This window comes from Xenorhabdus poinarii G6, from assembly GCF_000968175.1.
GTDB lineage: Bacteria > Pseudomonadota > Gammaproteobacteria > Enterobacterales > Enterobacteriaceae > Xenorhabdus > Xenorhabdus poinarii.
This window is the reverse complement of sequence record NZ_FO704551.1, coordinates 3307855-3326437: the sequence shown is the minus strand read 5'-3', so window position 1 is coordinate 3326437 and position 18583 is coordinate 3307855. Positions and strand designations below refer to the sequence as shown.

Annotated in this window: 14 protein-coding genes; 6 read left to right on the top strand and 8 right to left on the bottom strand. The window is 46.9% G+C overall.

Translation table 11 applies throughout. The features are described 5' to 3' along the window. Positions 1-40 precede the first annotated feature (40 nt). From pnp to XPG1_RS15255, 4 genes are all read left to right on the top strand, one after another. Positions 41-2167 (top strand): polyribonucleotide nucleotidyltransferase, encoded by a 2127-nt coding sequence (pnp, locus tag XPG1_RS15265; protein ID WP_045959927.1) that lies wholly within the window; start codon positions 41-43, stop codon positions 2165-2167. A gap of 180 nt (positions 2168-2347) precedes the next feature. After that, positions 2348-3232 carry a lipoprotein NlpI gene (nlpI, locus tag XPG1_RS15260; protein WP_045959925.1) on the top strand — a complete coding sequence of 295 codons (885 nt, stop codon included), beginning with the start codon at positions 2348-2350 and terminating at the stop codon, positions 3230-3232. 100 nt (positions 3233-3332) lie between these two features. Beyond that, positions 3333-3413: a hypothetical protein gene (locus XPG1_RS19355; RefSeq protein ID WP_489981664.1), complete on the top strand. Its 81-nt coding sequence runs from the start codon at positions 3333-3335 to the stop codon at positions 3411-3413. Further along, the gene (locus XPG1_RS15255; RefSeq protein WP_045959922.1) at positions 3403-5304 is read left to right on the top strand and encodes a DEAD/DEAH family ATP-dependent RNA helicase; all 1902 of its coding nucleotides are present in this window, start codon (positions 3403-3405) and stop codon (positions 5302-5304) included. The genes XPG1_RS19355 and XPG1_RS15255 overlap by 11 nt, the downstream gene beginning before the upstream one ends. A 241-nt stretch (positions 5305-5545) precedes the next feature. Here the strand turns inward: XPG1_RS15255 and apaH are convergent, their stop codons facing one another. The 6 genes from apaH to lptD all read right to left on the bottom strand — a co-directional run bounded on the left by apaH (position 5546) and on the right by lptD (position 12303). Then, complete coding sequence (gene apaH, locus XPG1_RS15250) at positions 5546-6367, bottom strand: bis(5'-nucleosyl)-tetraphosphatase (symmetrical) ApaH (protein WP_045959920.1); 822 nt, start codon at positions 6365-6367, stop codon at positions 5546-5548. Positions 6368-6369: 2 nt separating this feature from the next. Continuing rightward, complete coding sequence (apaG, locus tag XPG1_RS15245; protein ID WP_045959918.1) at positions 6370-6747, bottom strand: Co2+/Mg2+ efflux facilitator ApaG/CorD; 378 nt, start codon at positions 6745-6747, stop codon at positions 6370-6372. Between the two features lie 12 nt (positions 6748-6759). Next, complete coding sequence (gene rsmA / locus XPG1_RS15240; protein ID WP_045959915.1) at positions 6760-7599, bottom strand: 16S rRNA (adenine(1518)-N(6)/adenine(1519)-N(6))-dimethyltransferase RsmA; 840 nt, start codon at positions 7597-7599, stop codon at positions 6760-6762. Further along, positions 7592-8584: a 4-hydroxythreonine-4-phosphate dehydrogenase PdxA gene (gene pdxA, locus XPG1_RS15235; RefSeq protein ID WP_173425880.1), complete on the bottom strand. Its 993-nt coding sequence runs from the start codon at positions 8582-8584 to the stop codon at positions 7592-7594. Before pdxA ends, rsmA begins: the two co-directional genes overlap by 8 nt. Next, positions 8571-9875 (bottom strand): peptidylprolyl isomerase SurA, encoded by a 1305-nt coding sequence (gene surA / locus XPG1_RS15230; protein WP_045959912.1) that lies wholly within the window; start codon positions 9873-9875, stop codon positions 8571-8573. Before surA ends, pdxA begins: the two co-directional genes overlap by 14 nt. Before the next feature lie 64 nt (positions 9876-9939). Beyond that, positions 9940-12303, bottom strand: a complete 2364-nt coding sequence (lptD, locus tag XPG1_RS15225) for an LPS assembly protein LptD (RefSeq protein ID WP_045959909.1) — start codon at positions 12301-12303, stop codon at positions 9940-9942. Between the two features lie 376 nt (positions 12304-12679). On the opposite strand from lptD, the gene djlA reads away from it, so the two are divergent. Next, entirely contained in the window at positions 12680-13504 is an 825-nt protein-coding gene (djlA, locus tag XPG1_RS15220) for a co-chaperone DjlA (RefSeq protein WP_045959907.1), read from the top strand. A gap of 35 nt (positions 13505-13539) precedes the next feature. Here djlA and rluA read toward each other — a convergent pair whose 3' ends face one another. Then, positions 13540-14193, bottom strand: a complete 654-nt coding sequence (rluA, locus tag XPG1_RS15215; RefSeq protein ID WP_045959905.1) for a bifunctional tRNA pseudouridine(32) synthase/23S rRNA pseudouridine(746) synthase RluA — start codon at positions 14191-14193, stop codon at positions 13540-13542. 183 nt (positions 14194-14376) lie between these two features. Beyond that, on the bottom strand, positions 14377-17286 hold the full coding sequence (gene rapA, locus XPG1_RS15210; RefSeq protein ID WP_045959903.1) for an RNA polymerase-associated protein RapA: 2910 nt from the start codon (positions 17284-17286) through the stop codon (positions 14377-14379). 711 nt (positions 17287-17997) lie between these two features. Between rapA and hpaR the strand changes: the two genes are divergently transcribed. After that, entirely contained in the window at positions 17998-18447 is a 450-nt protein-coding gene (hpaR, locus tag XPG1_RS15205) for a homoprotocatechuate degradation operon regulator HpaR (protein ID WP_045959901.1), read from the top strand. Positions 18448-18583 lie beyond the last annotated feature (136 nt).

The following is an 18583-nucleotide window of genomic DNA, read 5'->3' as shown; positions in this document are numbered from 1 at the left end:
CGTTCTTTTAGTGCGGCAATACTCAAAAAGGTAAATTATTTTGCTGAATCCGATTGTTCGTAAATTCCAGTATGGTCAACACACGGTGACCATCGAAACTGGCATGATGGCTCGCCAGGCAACGGCAGCCGTTATGGTTAATATGGATGACACAGCGGTATTTGTCACCGTTGTCGGTCAGAAAAAAGTCAAATCAGGTCAGGATTTCTTCCCGCTGACCGTTAACTATCAGGAGCGTACTTACGCTGCGGGCCGTATTCCGGGCAGTTTCTTCCGTCGTGAAGGACGTCCGGGAGAAGGTGAAACATTAGTTGCTCGTCTTATCGACCGCCCTCTGCGCCCGCTGTTCCCGGAAGGTTTCCTGAATGAAGTTCAAATCATCGCGACGGTCGTTTCTGTTAACCCGCAAGTCAATCCTGATATCGTTGCTATGATTGGCGCTTCTGCTGCACTGGCGTTGTCGGGTATCCCGTTCAATGGCCCAATTGGTGCTGCGCGTGTTGGTTATATCAATGATCAGTACGTACTGAACCCAACCAGCGATGAACTGAAACACAGCCGCCTGGATCTGGTCGTTGCAGGTACGGAAAATGCGGTACTGATGGTGGAATCTGAAGCGGAGCTGCTGACTGAAGAACAAATGTTGGGTGCCGTTGTGTTTGGTCACGAGCAACAACAGATTGTGATTGATAGTATTAATGCATTGGTTGCAGAAGCCGGTAAAGAGAAGTGGGATTGGTCACCAGAGCCGATTAATCAGCCGTTGCACGATCGTGTTGCCGAACTGGCAGAAAGCCGTCTGGGTGATGCATACCGCATTACTGAGAAGCAGGAACGTTACGCTCAGGTTGATATCATCAAAGAAGAAATCACGGCAATCATCCTGGCTGAGTTTGCGGAAAAAGGCGTTGAACTGGAAGAAACAGAAATTCTTGACGTTCTGTCTGCTCTGGAGAAAAATGTTGTTCGCGGTCGTGTCCTACGTGGTGAGCCTCGTATTGACGGTCGTGAGAAAGACATGGTTCGCGCTCTGGACGTGCGTACCGGTGTACTGCCACGTACTCACGGCTCCTCTTTGTTCACCCGTGGTGAAACTCAGGCGCTGGTAGCGGCGACACTGGGTACAGAACGTGATGCTCAGGTGATTGATGAACTGATGGGTGAGCGTACAGATCGCTTCCTGTTCCATTATAACTTCCCTCCATACTCTGTCGGCGAAACAGGCATGGTCGGTTCACCAAAACGTCGTGAAATTGGTCACGGTCGTTTGGCGAAGCGTGGTGTGTTGGCTGTGATGCCAAATATCAACGAATTCCCGTATACTGTGCGTGTTGTGTCTGAAATCACTGAGTCGAATGGTTCTTCTTCCATGGCTTCTGTTTGTGGTGCTTCACTAGCACTGATGGATGCAGGTGTGCCAATTAAGGCGGCTGTTGCCGGTATTGCCATGGGTCTGGTCAAAGAAGGGGAGAACTTTGTTGTTCTGTCCGACATTCTGGGTGATGAAGATCATCTGGGCGATATGGACTTTAAAGTTGCGGGTAGCCGTGATGGTGTCAGCGCATTGCAAATGGACATCAAAATCGAAGGTATTACTCGTGAAATCATGCAGATCGCGTTGAATCAGGCGAAAGGTGCCCGTTTACACATCCTGAATGTGATGGAACAGGCAATCCAAAGCCCACGCAATGACATTTCTGAATTTGCCCCACGTATCCACACGATCAAGATCAACCCGGACAAGATCAAAGACGTGATTGGTAAAGGTGGCTCTGTGATCCGCGCATTGACAGAAGAAACAGGGACCACCATTGAAATTGAAGATGATGGTACAGTGAAGATTGCGGCAACGGATGGTGATAAAGCACGTCATGCTATCCGTCGTATCGAAGAAATCACCGCTGAAGTCGAAGTTGGCCGTATTTATGCGGGTAAGGTTACTCGTATTGTTGATTTTGGCGCTTTTGTTGCTATCGGTGGTGGTAAAGAAGGATTGGTTCATATTTCTCAGATCGCAGACAAACGTGTAGAGAAAGTGACTGATTATCTGCAAGTCGGTCAGGAAGTTCCGGTGAAGGTATTGGAAATTGATCGTCAAGGTCGTGTCCGCTTGAGCATGAAAGAAGCGGTGACGACGGCTGCTGAACAGGACTTATCCGTAGAATAAGTTTGACGTAAAGGACGGCGTCCTGTAAAAAGGGCGCCGTTTATCTCAATATATTTTGGGTGGTGGTTTACTATTGCCTGAATATTGAGCAAAAATTGATTTTGGGCAGGAAGCCTAAAATAGACAATGTGGGTGGAGTAATAGGGCATTCTGATTGATGTCTGACTTCGGGAGTGGGAAATGAATTCTTTTCTGCGCTGGTGCTATATTGCAGCTATTTTTACCCTTATGGGGTGTAGCAGCAATGGGTGGCGTAAAAACGAAGTTCTTGCTATTCCATTACAGCCTGCATTGCAGCAAGAGGTTATTCTGGCTCGTATGGAACAAATACTGGCGAGTCGGTCTCTGACGGAAGATGAGTACGCACAGCTTTTATATGAACGAGGTGTGCTGTATGATAGCCTCGGACTGAAGGCATTGGCGCAGAATGATTTTTCAGTGGCTTTGTCTATCCGTCCTGATATTCCTGATATTTTTAACTATCTGGGTATTTATTTTACGCAGGCAGGCAATTTTGATTCTGCCTATGAAGCGTTTGATTCTGTTTTAGAGCTTGATCCAACTTACAAGTACGCGCGAATGAATCGTGGCATTTCACTGTATTACGGTGGCCGCTATCGATTGGCGCAGGATGATCTGCAGGCGTTTTATCAAGACGATCCAAATGATCCCTTCCGTTCGCTGTGGCTGTACCTTGTGGAAGAGAAAATCGATCCTAAAGTTGCAATGACAAATTTGTCGAACCATTTTGACAAAGCGAACCGGGGGCAATGGGGCTGGAATATCGTTGAATTCTATTTGAGCAAAATCAGTGAAAAAACATTGATGGCGCGGCTAAAGCAGGCTTCAACAGATAACACTTCGCTCGCTGAGCATCTCAGTGAAACTGACTTCTATTTAGGTAAACATTACCTAAGTCTGGGGGATGAGGATAGCGCTGTTGCGTTATTCAAACTGACGGTGGCTAACAACGTCCATTACTTTGTTGAGCACCGCTACGCATTGTTGGAATTGGCGCTATTAGGCCAAAAACAAGATGACTTATCGGAATCGAACCAACAATAGCTGACGAACATATTCACGACAGATTTTAAAGTCCACATCTTTAGAGGTGGGGGCTTATTTGTTCGTTTAATAACATAATTTGAGCCAGTTCACATTTTAAATGAAAATGACAGAAATTCTTTTCACTGTGTTATGTAGACTGGCCGCCACGATCAATGAGGCACCATTACATGACCACTGAGACTGAAATCTCTTTTGCTGATTTAGGTTTATCAGCACCTATTCTTTCTGCACTGGGAGACTTGGGCTATGAAAAGCCATCTCCTATTCAACAACAATGTATTCCCCACCTGCTGAACGGTCGTGATGTGCTAGGTATGGCACAGACTGGTAGCGGTAAAACGGCGGCTTTTAGCTTGCCTTTATTGCATAACATTGATGCTGAACTTAAAGCTCCACAGATCCTTGTGTTAGCGCCAACCCGTGAACTGGCGGTACAGGTTGCTGAAGCATGTTCAGATTTTTCCAAGCATATGCGCAACGTGAATGTTGTTGCACTTTACGGTGGACAGCGTTATGACGTTCAATTGCGCGCTCTGCGCCAGGGACCGCAGGTCGTGGTGGGCACACCGGGTCGTCTGCTCGATCACCTGAAACGTGGCACATTGGATCTGTCCAACCTGAAAGGTTTGGTTCTGGATGAAGCTGACGAAATGTTGCGTATGGGCTTTATCGAAGATGTTGAAAACATCATGAGCCAGATCCCTGCTGAACATCAAACGGCGTTGTTCTCAGCAACGATGCCAGAAGCGATTCGTCGTATTACTCGTCGCTTTATGAATGAGCCACAGGAAGTTCGTATCCAGAGCAGTGTGACAAACCGTCCTGACATTAGCCAAAGCTACTGGTCTGTTTACGGTATGCGCAAGAATGAAGCGTTAGTGCGTTTCATGGAAGCCGAAGATTTTGATGCTGCGATTATTTTTGTGCGCACCAAAAATGCAACGCTGGAAGTTGCCGAAACGCTGGAGCGTCATGGTTACAACTCTGCGGCTCTGAATGGTGACATGAATCAGGCACTGCGTGAGCAGACACTTGAGCGCCTGAAAAATGGTCGTTTGGATATTCTGATTGCGACGGATGTTGCCGCTCGTGGTCTGGATGTTGAGCGCATCAGCCTCGTTGTGAACTATGACATCCCAATGGATGCAGAATCTTATGTTCACCGTATTGGTCGTACCGGTCGTGCCGGCCGTGCCGGCCGTGCCCTGTTGTTTGTTGAAAACCGTGAGCGTCGTTTGCTGCGTAATATTGAACGCACCATGAAACTGACTATCCCGGAAGTTGAATTGCCGAATGCAGAACTGCTGAGCCAGCGTCGTCTGGAAAAATTTGCGGCAAATGTTCAACAACAACTGGAAAGCAGTGACCTGGAGCAATACCGTGCATTGCTGTCTAAGCTGGGAACCAATGATGAACTGGATATGGATACATTGGCCGCAGCCCTGCTGAAGATGGCTCAAGGTGAGCGTCCGCTGATTCTGCCACCAGATCCTGTACGTCGTCCTCGCCGTGAATTTAATGATCGTGATGACCGTCGTCGCAACAATGGTGTTGGTGAACGTGACAAAGGCGATCGTCCTCGTCGTGAACGTCGTGACGTGGGTGATATGGAACTGTATCGCATTGACGTTGGCCGTGATGATGGTGTTGAAGTTCGTCATATCGTGGGGGCAATTGCAAACGAAGGGGATATCAGCAGTCGCTATATCGGTAATATCAAACTGTTTGCGACCCATTCTACGATCGAACTGCCAAAAGGCATGCCGGGAGAATTACTGTCTCACTTTACCCGTACTCGTATTCTGAACAAGCCATTGAATATGCAGTTATTGGGTGAAGCACAACCATTTGAACGCCGTGAGCGTCGTGGTGGCCGTAATGGTAGCAATGGTGGTAATGGCGGCAATGGCCCACGTCGTGATCGTGAGGGTTTCGGCAATAATAATGGTGGTCGTCGTTTTAACAACGAACGTCGTGGTGGCGGTGAGCGTGGTGCTTTCCGTGGTCGTGGCAACGATGATGCCAATGGTGGTGCACCTCGCCGTCGTTCAAATAATGGCAACGCCTAAACATCAGCGAATGCCTGATGGGTTTGCGTGACCCATTGCGTTGAAAATATCATCATGATGGGTTAAATAAAGCCCTTTCTCCTTAGGGAGAAAGGGCTTTTACTATTTCCATACCCGACAAATCCACATGCATTTCAATGAGATGATGATCCGCTTTCACATGTCGCTTTACCGTGATGTTAACTCTCTTTATTTTATTGCGCAGTATTACGCATTCGATGTCTACTCGCGTGCATTTCACTTATTGCGTTTGGCGGAATGCATCCTGGCTGAAATAGTGCTTATCTTCCCAACGCAGCAGGGTCAGTTTTCCCCCCCAACAACACCCGGTGTCCAGCGCATAGATACCTGCCGGCGTTCCCTGGCCTTCCAGTGCTGCCCAATGGCCAAAGATAATAGAATAATCTTCAGGAATATTGCGTGGTAATTCGAACCAGGGTTTCAGCGGGGCAGGGGCACTTTCGGGTTTGGATTTGCAGATCATATCCAATTGACCATTTGGAAAACAGTAACGCATCCGGGTCAACGCATTGGTACTGTAACGTAATCGGGCCAGGCCGCTTAGCTCTGGTGTCCAATTATTTGGCATATCGCCATACATGGCATTGAGATACAGCGGGTAACTGTCACTACGCAGAATCGCTTCTACTTCACGGGCACAAACTTGGGCCGTTTCCAAATCCCATTGTGGGGTCAGCCCGGCATGTGCCATGACGAGTTTTAATTTATTATCGATTTGCAATATGGGCTGTTTTCTCAGCCAATTAATCAATTCATCGACATCCGGTGCTGCCAGTAATTCATCCAGTAAATCTTTGGGCTTATTACGGCTGATTTTAGCGTAAACCGCTAACAGATGGAGATCATGATTGCCCAATACCAATTTAACTGCAGAACCCAGTTGTTTGATATAACGAAGTACCGCCAATGAATCCGGGCCACGAGCAACGAGATCGCCTGTCAGCCATAATGTGTCTTCATTGGGATTAAAATCGACTTGTTCTAACAAAGCGCGAAATTCACGATAACAACCGTGAATGTCGCCAATAAGGTATGTAGCCATAATTAATTTATCAGCGTTGGAATAGCCAGCCGGAAGACGGGGATAGGGGCACGGAATGGACGACCATTGTGATCAAGCATTTCATAGTAGCCCTCCATCGTTCCCAGAGGCGTTTCCAAAATAGCACCACTACGGTAGCAATATTCGGTTCCCGGTGGGATCAAAGGTTGTTGTCCCACAACCCCTTCACCCTGAACTTCGGTTAGGTGGCCATCACTGTTAGTAATTCGCCAGTAACGGCTAATCAGTTGCACAGGGAAATGCCCAAGATTGTGAATTGATATTGTATAAGCAAACACAAAACGTTGTTGTTCCGGTTGTGATTGACTTTCTACATAAGTACTTTGTACTTGAATATAAACTCTTGGTTCATTGAGCATAGGTGCCTCCTGTTACTGCAACGCCTGTTTATTCACTTCGGCAATGTCAGGTTGAGATGATAACCAGTTTGCCATTTTACAGTATTGCTCGACAGCGATATTTTCAGCTCGTGTACTTGGATCAATACCCAGCTCAGCCAGTTGTTCAACAGAGAAAAGATTTCCAAGGCTATTGCGGATCGTTTTGCGCCGCTGGTTAAAGGCCTGTGTTGTGATCCGGGCTAGCACGCGAATGTTTTGAACCGGATAAGGGATATTCTTGTGTGGGATCAAACGGACAATGGCAGAGTCTACTTTCGGCGCTGGCGTAAATGCGGTCGGCGGTACTTCAAGAACAGGGATGACCTGACAATAGTATTGTGCCATCACGCTTAAACGTCCGTAGGCTTTACTACCCGGTCCTGCGACAAGACGATTCACCACTTCTTTCTGCAACATAAAGTTCATATCAGCGATAGCATCAGTATAGCTGAAAAGGTGGAACATTAACGGTGTCGAAATGTTATAAGGCAAATTACCAAATACACGCAGAGATTGACCATGATCTCTGGCAATCTGACCAAAATCGACGGTCATTGCATCTTGTTGAATGATGGTCAGCTTCTCTTTCAAGCGGGGATGGACATGCAGACGAGCCGCCAGATCACGGTCAAGCTCGACGACAGTCATTTTATCCATCCGTTCACCGACCGGCTCAGTCAGTGCGCCCAACCCCGGGCCGATTTCCACTACGGCTTGACCCGCCTGTGGGTTGAACGCATCGACAATACTGTCAATGATAAATTGGTCGGTTAAAAAATTCTGCCCGAAACGTTTACGGGCATGATGCCCTTGATGGACTTTATTATTCATTACTGTTTTGTATCATTTTAATTGCTAGATTTAATGCGGTGATAAAACTACCCACATCAGCTTGACCTGTCCCAGCCAGCTCCAGAGCTGTACCATGATCGACAGAAGTTCGGATAAATGGCAGACCCAGTGTAATATTCACCGCTCTGCCAAAACCCTGGTATTTTAACACGGGCAGCCCTTGATCGTGATACATCGAAAGCACGGCATCGGCATGATGCAAATATTTGGGCTGAAACAAGGTATCCGCAGGTAATGGGCCTTCCAGCCATATCCCTTCTGCTCTCAGGCTCTCTAAAGCCGGAATAATGACATCGATTTCTTCACGCCCCATATGCCCCCCTTCACCCGCATGAGGATTCAGGCCACAAACATAGATATGAGGGCGGGGAATGCCAAATTTCGTTTTCAGATCGTGATTGAGGATGGTGATAACTTCCCTGAGCGAATCAAATGTGATGGCTTTGGGCACATCCAGAATTGGCAGGTGTGTTGTTGCCAGTGCCACTCGCAGTTCTTCTGTTGCTAACATCATAACCACTCTTGAGCACTGGCTGTGGTCAGCAAAAAACTCCGTATGCCCGGTAAAAGACACCCCGGCATCATTGATGACCCCTTTGTGTACAGGCCCCGTCACTAACGCTGAAAATTCCCCGTTTAAACACCCTTCGCAGGCTTTCGCTAAGGTTTCCGTGACATATATCCCGTTTTGCCGGTTTAACTCTCCCGTTACAGACGGAGATTGGAGTTGAACGGGCAGGATAGTGAGTGTTCCGGCGGCTTGTGATGAAGAGATGTGTTCAGGGGAATAAGTTTGTAGCTGTAGGGGTAAATTTAATTGTCTGGCACGGGAGAGCATCAGCGCTGGATCGGCACAAACAACCAATTGGATGGGCCATGTTTTTTGCGCAAGGGAAATGACTAAATCAGGGCCAACCCCGGCTGGCTCGCCGGGGGTGATGATGATGGGTTTATTGTTGTGCATTGCTACCATCTAAAATTTTCACATAAGCGGAGGCGCGTAATTCTTGCATCCAGCTTTGTGCTTCTTCATTGAATTTACGGTTAAACAGCAGGCGGTAAGCATGATCTTTTTGGGCAGCATCGGTTCTATCAACTTTGCGGCTATCAATCAGTTGAATAAGATGCCAACCGAAAGCAGAGTGAATAGGCTGGCTGATTTCACCTTTTTGCAGCTTGATGAGCGCATCACGGAAAGCGGGATCATAGGCGCTCGGTAAGTTCCAACCTAGCTCTCCCCCGCGCATCGCGGAACCCGGATCTTCAGAATACTCTTTTGCCGCTTTTTCAAATGATACTTTGCCACTTAAAATCTCTTCTCTGAGTTGAATCAATTTATTGCGTGCCTGCTCATCGTCCAAAACAGGTGAGGTTTTCAGCAAAATATGGCGGGCATCGACTTCCGTCACGGCGATTGGCATCTGACCCCCACGGATATCATTCACTTTCAGAATGTGAAAACCCACCCCGGAACGAATGGGGCCAACAATTTGCCCCTTATGTGCGGACTGGAGTTGTGCCGCAAACAAAGAGGGCAATTCTTGTTGTTTATTCCAGCCCATATTGCCCCCTTTCAGAGCCTGGGTATCACCGGAGTAGGTAAGCGCTAACTTACCGAAATCCACGCCATTCTTGAGTTCAGATAAGATTTTTCTGACGGTGCTTTCTGCTGTTTCTACCTGTTCCTGGCTAGGGTTTTCCGGTAGCGGGATCAGGATATGGCTGATATTCAGCTCCGTGTCCTGACTATTTTGGCTGCCGATTTGGTTAGCCAGAGAATCAATCTCCTGTGGCAGAATATTGACGCGGCGACGTACTTCATTGTTACGTACTTCTGCAATCATCATTTCCTTACGGATTTGATGACGGTAGGTCTCAAAGTTCACGCCCTCTGCGGTCAGGCTTTGTTCCAATTGGGCGAGGCTCAAATGGTTCTGAGCCGCAATATTTGTGATCGCAGCATCTAAGGCTTGATCCGGGATAGCAATCTGCATCTGCTTAGCCATTTGCAGAATAATATCGTCCATAATCAGGCGTTCAAGGATCTGGTGACGCAATGTTTTCTCATCCGGTATCTGCTGGCCTGCTTGTTTTGCATTGAGTTTAACGGATTGTAAAAGGCCGTTGACATCACTTTCCAGCACAACATCATTGTTAACAACAGCCGCCACTTTATTAAGCTCTTGTGGCGCCGCCATTGCGATAGAGTTCACTGAAAACATCAATCCGAGAATGAGCGATCTCCAGTTCTTCATACATTTCCTATCCTGTCAATCCCGCCTTGGCGGGGTTATTTTGTTTACATTGCGTTTATCGGTATCAGAATGCGCGTTGGTATGGAAGAATACCTTGCTGCAACATTTTCTGACTGCCTAAACTATGATTATTACTTAAGCCACGAAGTTCAACATTGAATGACCATTTGTTGTCATATTGGCTGCTACCGAAGCGCCAGTTAACGATCTTGCGTTCATAACCCACGTTCACGGCCCAGCAGCAAGTGTTGTATTGTAGACCAACCATCTGGCTTGCTGGCTGTTTCTCTTTAGTATCGTAATAATAAGCCCCGACAAACGCCCAGCGATCTGACAATGGCCAGCTTGCTACCATCCCCACCTGAGAAATACCTTGCTGATAAGCAGGTAATTGTCCGAGCGTAGCTTGAATATAATCCCGATCAACAAAACGGTAGTTCAACTGTAACATGCTGTCTGCGTCACGGCGGTATTCCATGACGGCATTACTCATCGTTAAACTGCCCAGACGGTTATCATATTGCAGTCCGCCTTTGAGACCCCAGGAATCATTGATTTTCCAGTGCGCATCTCCAGCCCATGTTGTCGCCCCCGTTCCCTTTTTATTACCCATGATATCCTTGCTACCTGAATCACGTTCGGTATCTTCGGTTCGCGGACGTTCAAAGTAATAAATTTGACCTAAAGATAAGCTAAAACGTTCAACTAGATTTTCATCATAGACGCGGGTGGTCATACCGGTAGTAAATTGATTAGCAGATGAAATGCGATCTAAGCCACTATAGAAGCGGTCACGGAATAACCCGGTATAGTCCGACTGTAGCAGAGAAGAGTCGAAGTTGTTAATGTTACTCTGATTCTTATAGGGGACATAGAGATATTGAACGCGTGGCTCCAGCGTTTGGGTGTAATTCTGATTAAAATACATGGCGCGTTCAAACACCATGTTCGCATCTGACTTAAACACCGGCAGAACACGGTTTACCGACCTTTCTAATGAAGCCGTTTGGGCGTTTTGTTTGATGGTATCAGAAAGATCCTGCTCATAATGCGTGGCCATTAATTTAAATTCATTATTGATACTTGCCCAGCCATTGGAGAGCGGCAAGTTGATGGCCGGTTCAAAATGCCAGCGCGTGGCACTTGGCCACAGATTACCAACACTGGTAAATTTCGCCACCTGAGCATAGGTATGAAAATCAAATCGCCCCAGATCATTTTTGTAGTAATTGAAATCCAACTGTGGCTCAGCCCGGTAAGCTTTTCTGCCTTCACTGGGGGTAAATATTTGGAACTGTTTGGTTGTCAGTGTGGTATTCCAGTTCTGTTGAGCATAACCAATACTGAATTTCTGGGTTGCATAACCATCGGTGCTGGAACCATATTGTGAACTGAAATCACCGAAATAGTTCGGATCACTGACTTTGGTATAGTCGGCACTGAAACGCCAAACCTGATTCATCACACCACTGTGATTCCAGTAGAATAACCAGCGGCTATGACTATCCCGTTCAGGTCTGATGTTGAGGCTTTTATCCTCTTTATATAAACGATCACGGCCAATCCAATCCAGCGCAACAGTGCCTGTTCCCGCCTGGGTTAAATAACGGAATTCATTATCTAGCTTTAATCCCCGCATGGTAATGAGATGGGGGGTTATTGTGGCATCATAATTAGGCGCAATGTTCCAGTAATAGGGCAAAAAGAATTGGAAGCCATCTTTATTGGAGAAACTGGCATTGGGAATTAAGAAACCAGAACGACGTTTATCGCCGATCGGCAACTGCAAATAGGGACTGTAAAACACTGGGACATTCGCCACGCGGAAACGGGCATTCCAGATTTCAGCCACTTCTTCTTGACGGTCAAGAATGACTTCGGAACCCACCACACTCCAGCTATCATTACCGGGCAGGCAGGACGTGAATATTCCATTATCTAAAATGGTATAGCGGTTTTGTTCGCGCAGACTCATTTTGTCTGCGCTACCACGTCCCTGACGACCCACCATCTGATAATTGCCTTGTTCCACATCGGCATCTTTATTATTCAGATTAGCCCAGGCGCGTGGCCCTTTTAAGATGATCTGAGGGTCACTGTAATGCACATTGCCGGTTGCGGTTACCGAACGAAAGGGGCGTTTATCCTGCTCCTGATTCTGTTCGAGCCAGACTTTATCGGCCGTCAGCGTTTTATTGCCCTGTTGAATATCCACATTCCCCGTGAATTCAACGGCATTGGGGTATTCACCGTGAGTATCGTCGGACGTAATGTGAACAGGGATTTTATTGGGATCGCCCGTGATAATCGGCTTATCGTAGACAGGGACACCCAGCATACATTGTGCTGCAAGGTCAGCATGAGCCTGCTGACTGTAAAGCGCTGCCCATACCATGGTGGCCAGCAGGGTAGGATAACATTTATTCATAGATGTTTATGCGGTTCCGTCATCAGTGGCATCGTGCCGGCAAATGTTCAGAGACTAACACAGTTGAGATAGATATCTTTTCTCTTTCAAGCTGCTGCTTTGTTGGCTGCGTTTTCTCACTCTTGTCGCATAGTCAGGCTGCATAATCAGGTGGTATCGTGAAGTCAGATCACATAATCAGGCCATACAGCCTGGTCATCCGGCTCGCTATGCGATCGGGGCTTTGTCCCCTCGCCGCCGCGTTGCAACTGAAATCTATTGGATATACACGCCAGAGTAAAGTTTAACTTTGCTAATCTTGCCGTTAGGCACAGAGCTTAATGAATAGTATGATAATGCAAAATCGCGCTCAGGGCATTGGGGAATTAAAGACTATATGCAGTATTGGGGAAAATTATTTGGCTTAATCTTTGGGATTGCGTCTGGCACTGGGTTTTGGGGAATTGTGATTGGCTTGTTGCTGGGTCATATCCTCGACAAAGTCAGGGCGAAAAAATTGGGGATGACCCCGCAAGGCCCAACCCGACAGACGCTGTTTTTCCGCAGCACTTTTCAGGTATTGGGACATCTGACCAAAGCAAAAGGTCGGGTGACAGAAACAGATATTCAGCTCGCTACTCAGCTGATGAATAGAATGCAATTGCATGGGGAAGCGCGGCTTTCCGCCCAGCAGGCGTTTCGTGAAGGCAAACAGCCCGAATTTCCTTTACGTGAAACATTACGGCAATTACGGCGTGCTTGCCTCGGTCGTTTTGATCTGATTCGGATGTTTTTGGAAATTCAGTTACAAGCCGCATTTGCGGATGGCGAACTGCATCCTAATGAAAGAACGGTGCTGTTTGTCATCGCCGAAGAATTAGGGATTTCCCGTATTCAATTTGAACAATTTCTTGCCATGATGGAAGGCGGCCGCCATTTCGATGCGCATGATTTTGGGGGGCAGTACCAACAGCATGGGCATTATCAAGGCCATAGACAGCCGCGTGCGACATTAGCCGATGCTTGTAAGGTATTGGGCGTCAATGAACAGGATGATGCCATAACCATTAAGCGGGCGTATCGAAAACTGATGAGTGAGCATCATCCCGATAAGCTGGTGGCAAAAGGTTTACCACCAGAAATGATGGAGCTGGCGAAACAGAAAGCACAGTCCATTCAAGCGGCTTATGATTGGATTAAAAAAGAGAAGGGGTTTAAATAACGCTGACTCCAATTTAATGTCCGAAGGAACCGACCTTAAAATTCGGCTTCGCACTCAAAATGCATTGGCGTGCCATAAGCCGGATGGGTAATGAACAAGGCTTGGGCATGTAATTGCAGGCGAGGAGCTGACTCTCTTGCCTGCTCATGAGCATAAAATCTATCGCCCAGAATGGGATGGCCAAGCGCCAGCATGTGAACCCGAAGCTGGTGAGAGCGGCCGGTGATGGGTGACAATCTGACACGTGTTGACTGAGCTTCATATTCCAGTACCTGATACTCAGTTTGTGCGGATTTTCCCGTTTCGAAACAGACTTTTTGTTTCGGCCGGTTTGGCCAATCGCAAATTAGCGGCAGATCCACCAATCCTTTCTCTTGCGCCATCTTTCCCCATACCCGCGCGATATAGACTTTTTTCGGCTCACGTTCACGGAACTGGCGTTTCAACTCACGTTCGGCGGCTTTCGTCAAAGCAACGGCCATAATACCACTGGTCGCCATATCCAATCGATGGACGGACTCGGCGGTCGGATACTCAGCTTGTATCCGTGTCATAATACTGTCCTTGTGTTCTTCTGCTTTACCCGGCACAGAAAGTAATCCACTGGGTTTATTAACAACCATAATGTGTTCATCCTGATACAGCACATATAACCAAGGATCTGTCGGGGGATGATAAGACTCCAGCATAGCGGCTCCAATGGGTCGGAAAAATTGGCTCGGAAAATAATAAAATCAGAAAAATGACGGGGCGCATTCTATCAGTGTATGACCCTAAATCGTCGAGTGTTTTTCAGATAAAACGCCGGGACACCTGATGCAAGCGTCCCGGCGCTGACAATAACGCGGAAATTGATCCCCTATGACGGGGAATTATTGATGAGAAACAACCACCAAACGAATGGCATCCAGACGCCAGTTAGCCTGGTCAAGATTAAGTAGCAGATGCTTATGCTCGGCTTCAGTCGCTGCTAACTCATCATCACGGATATTAGGGTTAACCGCTTTCAGCGCTTCCAGACGTGATAATTCAGCTGACAGCACATCATCAGCCTCTTTCTTCGCCTTTTCAATCAACGCTCTTGCTTGTTCTTCCACCAGTGATTCCGATAACTGCAAAATAGTATGCACTTCTTTCTGTACCGCATTGACCAGCTTGCTGGCATTGTGACGGTTAATCGCATTGAGCTGGCGGTTGAAACTTTCAAACTCGACCTGCGGAGCCAGGTTGGTGCCTTTCAAATCCAGCAACAGCCGCACTGGCGTTGGTGGTAAGAAACGGGTCAATTGCAGATGCTTCGGTGCCTGAGCTTCCACCACATAAATCAGTTCAACCAACAAAGTACCGACGGGTAATGCTTTGTTTTTCAGAATAGAAACGGCACAACTGCCGGTATCCCCTGACAGTATCAAATCCAGCCCATTACGGATGATCGGATGTTCCCAGCTCAGGAACTGAGTATCTTCGCGGGATAGGGCTTTTTCGCGGTCAAATGTGATAGAACAGCCATCTTTGGGTAACCCTGGGAAATCAGGCACCAGCATATGATCGGAGGGATGCAGGGCAATAATATTGTCGCAGCGATCTTCCTGATTGATACCAATAATATCGAACAAATTCAGGGAAAAATTCACCAGATCCGTATCATTATCCTGTGCCGCAATCTTTTCAGCCAGTTTCTGGCCTTGTTCACCCCCGTTAGAATTCATTTCCAACAGGCGGTCACGCCCTTGTTCCAATTGCTGTTTGAGCTTTTCATGATGCTCGCGACACTCGATGATAAATTCATTGAATCCGGTTTGCACATTGGGTTTGGCAAGGAAATTCAGCAGGGTTTCATAATATTTATCATAGATGGCGCGGCCAGTTGGGCACGTATGTTCAAACGCATCCAACCCTTCGTGATACCAGCGCAGGAGAATGGATTGCGCGGTATTTTCCAGATAAGGCACACTGATGTTGATATCGCGGTTCTGACCGATACGATCCAGACGGCCGATACGCTGTTCCAGCAAATCCGGGTTGAATGGCAAATCAAACATGACCAGTTGGTTAGCAAACTGGAAGTTACGCCCTTCTGAACCAATTTCAGAACAGAGTAGTACCTGTGCCCCTTCTTCTTCAGACGCAAAGTAAGCCGCCGCCCGGTCACGTTCTAGCAGGGATAGCCCCTCGTGGAACACTGCACTGCGGATACCTTCGCGTTCACGCAACACTTGCTCTAGTTGCAGTGCCGTTTCTGCTTTGGCACAGATCACCAGCACTTTCTCATCGCGGTTTGCCATCAAGAAACCCATCAGCCATTCTACGCGGGGATCGAAATTCCACCATGTCGCGTTTTCCCCTTCAAATTCCTGATAGATCCGCTCAGGATAGAGCATATCTTTGGCGCGCGCCTCTACGGTTTTTTTGGCTCCCATGATTTCAGAAACCTTGATTGCCGTTTGATACTGCGCGGGCAAGGGTAACTTGATCTCACGTAATTCACGGTGTGGGAAGCCTTTCACGCCACTACGGGTATTGCGGAAAAGCAATCGGCTGGTGCCGTGGCGATCCATCAGCATAGTGATCAATTCACGGCGGGCATTTTCGCTTTCTTCACCTTGATGACTGTTTGCCGCTTTCAGCCGTGGTTCAATATCTTGTTCACTGATCAATTCGACAATCGCATTTTGTTGATCATTATTCAGTGTTTCACCGGATAACAGCAGCGTGACGGAATCTGCCACCGGGCGATATTGTTGCTGTTCATCAATAAACGACTGATAATCATGGAAACGGTTGGGATCTAGCAGGCGCAGACGGGCAAAGTGGCTTTCCTGTCCCAACTGCTCTGGCGTCGCGGTCAGTAGCAAGACGGCCGGAATTTGTTCTGCCAATTGTTCAATCACCTGATATTCACGGCTGGGGGATTTTTCGCTCCATGCCAGATGGTGAGCCTCATCGACGACCATCAAATCCCAACTGGCTTCCAGCAGCAGTTCAAAACGTTGTTTATTGCGGCGAACAAAATCCAGGGAACAGATCACCCATTGCTCTGTTTCGAATGGATTGTCACTGTCAAGCAACGCTTCGCTGTAGCGGCCATCATCAAACAGCGAAAAACGCAGATTAAAACGGCGCAGCATTTCTACCAGCCATTGATGTTGCAGGCTTTCTGGCACAATGATTAATACCCGCTCTGCGCGTCCGGCCATTAATTGCTGATGGATAATCATCCCCGCCTCAATGGTCTTACCCAACCCCACTTCATCTGCCAGCAATACACGAGGTGCGTGACGTTTACCTACCTCATTAGCAATGTGTAATTGGTGAGGGATCAAACTGGCACGAATACCACGCAGGCCGCTTTCTGCCAGACGGAACTGCTCACTTTGGTGTTTACGGGCGCGAAAACGCAAAGCAAAGCGATCCATTCGGTCTATTTGCCCCGCGAACAGGCGATCTTGTGGCTTATTAAACGTTAGCTTGCTATCCAGGAAAACTTCCCGTAAGCAGACATTTTCTTCTTCAGTGTCCAGACGAGTACCGACATAGATCAGCAGGTTATTATCTTGCTGAACATCGTCAATCTTGAGCTTCCAGCCATCGTGACTGGTCACCGTATCGCCTACATTAAACATAACGCGGGTAATGGGTGAATCATTGCGTGCGTAAAGACGGTTTTCTCCGCTGGCAGGGAAAAGTAACGTCACCATACGCGCATCAAGCGCGACGACGGTACCTAATCCAAGTTCGCTTTCTGTATCGCTTATCCAGCGTTGACCAAGAGTAAATGGCATAAATTTCGACTCAGTTTTCTGTTAGACAATATTATTAACGGTTGCAGAGTGGCTGCTTTTGTTGGATATCGATCATCATTGGCTGTCGATAGAGATAGTTTTTCAATAGGTCTGGCATTTAATAAGTCTTGTTTTTCATCGCTTTTGTTTTGCATGCCCCCCGTTTTCAACAGCACATCACAACGCCGTTTTCTGATCACGAGAGCAAAAAGCACTGCCGCCTACGCTATTTTAAGGTGCGATATGTTAATTGAAGCAGGGCAAATCGTCACCTGCAAAAATCACCATTATTCGCAAGACAGGCGCATTTGATCTGTTAGCCGGGGCATAAAGTCATCTTAAATAAATAGCAACATGCTGTCAGCCATCGACTTCAACGGATGACTATTTTTTCCAGCATCAAGTGCAAACTGTTATCGCTTAATCAACCTGATTTGGAATTGGCAGGGATTTTTTTGGGCTTCATCGGGAAAAGAATAAGATATTTGTTTGTTAACATTGAAGTATTTTTTCTTGCAGATAATGAGTCATATGTTGCTATTTTCGACGCTTTATTATTTTATTTTTATAATATATCGCGCATGTGTTAAAACTGACGTGTAAAAACCGATGTGTTAAAACCGATGTGTTAAAATTTACGTGTTAAAACTGATGCATTAAAGCTTAGGCATTAACACGATAGACAGTCACCAGTAGCCAACAGAGTTAATTATGCACCAATCTTTGACAGTTTTATTACTCCAGGCGAGAGAAACCGCCATGATTTATTTTCGGCCTGCCTTAAAGCAGTATCGATTGACAGAGCAGCAATGGCGAATTATTCGCGTACTTGCGGATAAACGTTCAATTGATTTTAATGATCTGGCGCGTAACACCTGTATTTTGCGGCCAAGTTTGACGGGGATCTTGACACGCATGGAGCGTGAGAAACTGATCAAACGTATGAAACCGATGAGTGATCAGCGTAAGCTGTATATTACCTTGGATTCAGAAGGGGTAACGCGTTATGAACAGGTAAAAGAGCTGGTAGAAGAAGGTTATCAGGCCATGGAGAATGCATTTACGTCAGAAAAAATGGCGCAATTTCTGGCGTTGTTAAATGAATTTAATGCTATCAGACCTCACCTTCCAGAAGATTTGGATGAAAAATCTGAGCCATAGACCAAAGCTTATTAATGTATTCATTGATTGTCTGATTAATTAATGGAATGGAATATAAAAACCGCTGCCACAATACATTAGTCGTAAAATAAAAAATATAATCTCTTTCAGCGGTTTTTGCTTTTTGAATAAAAGT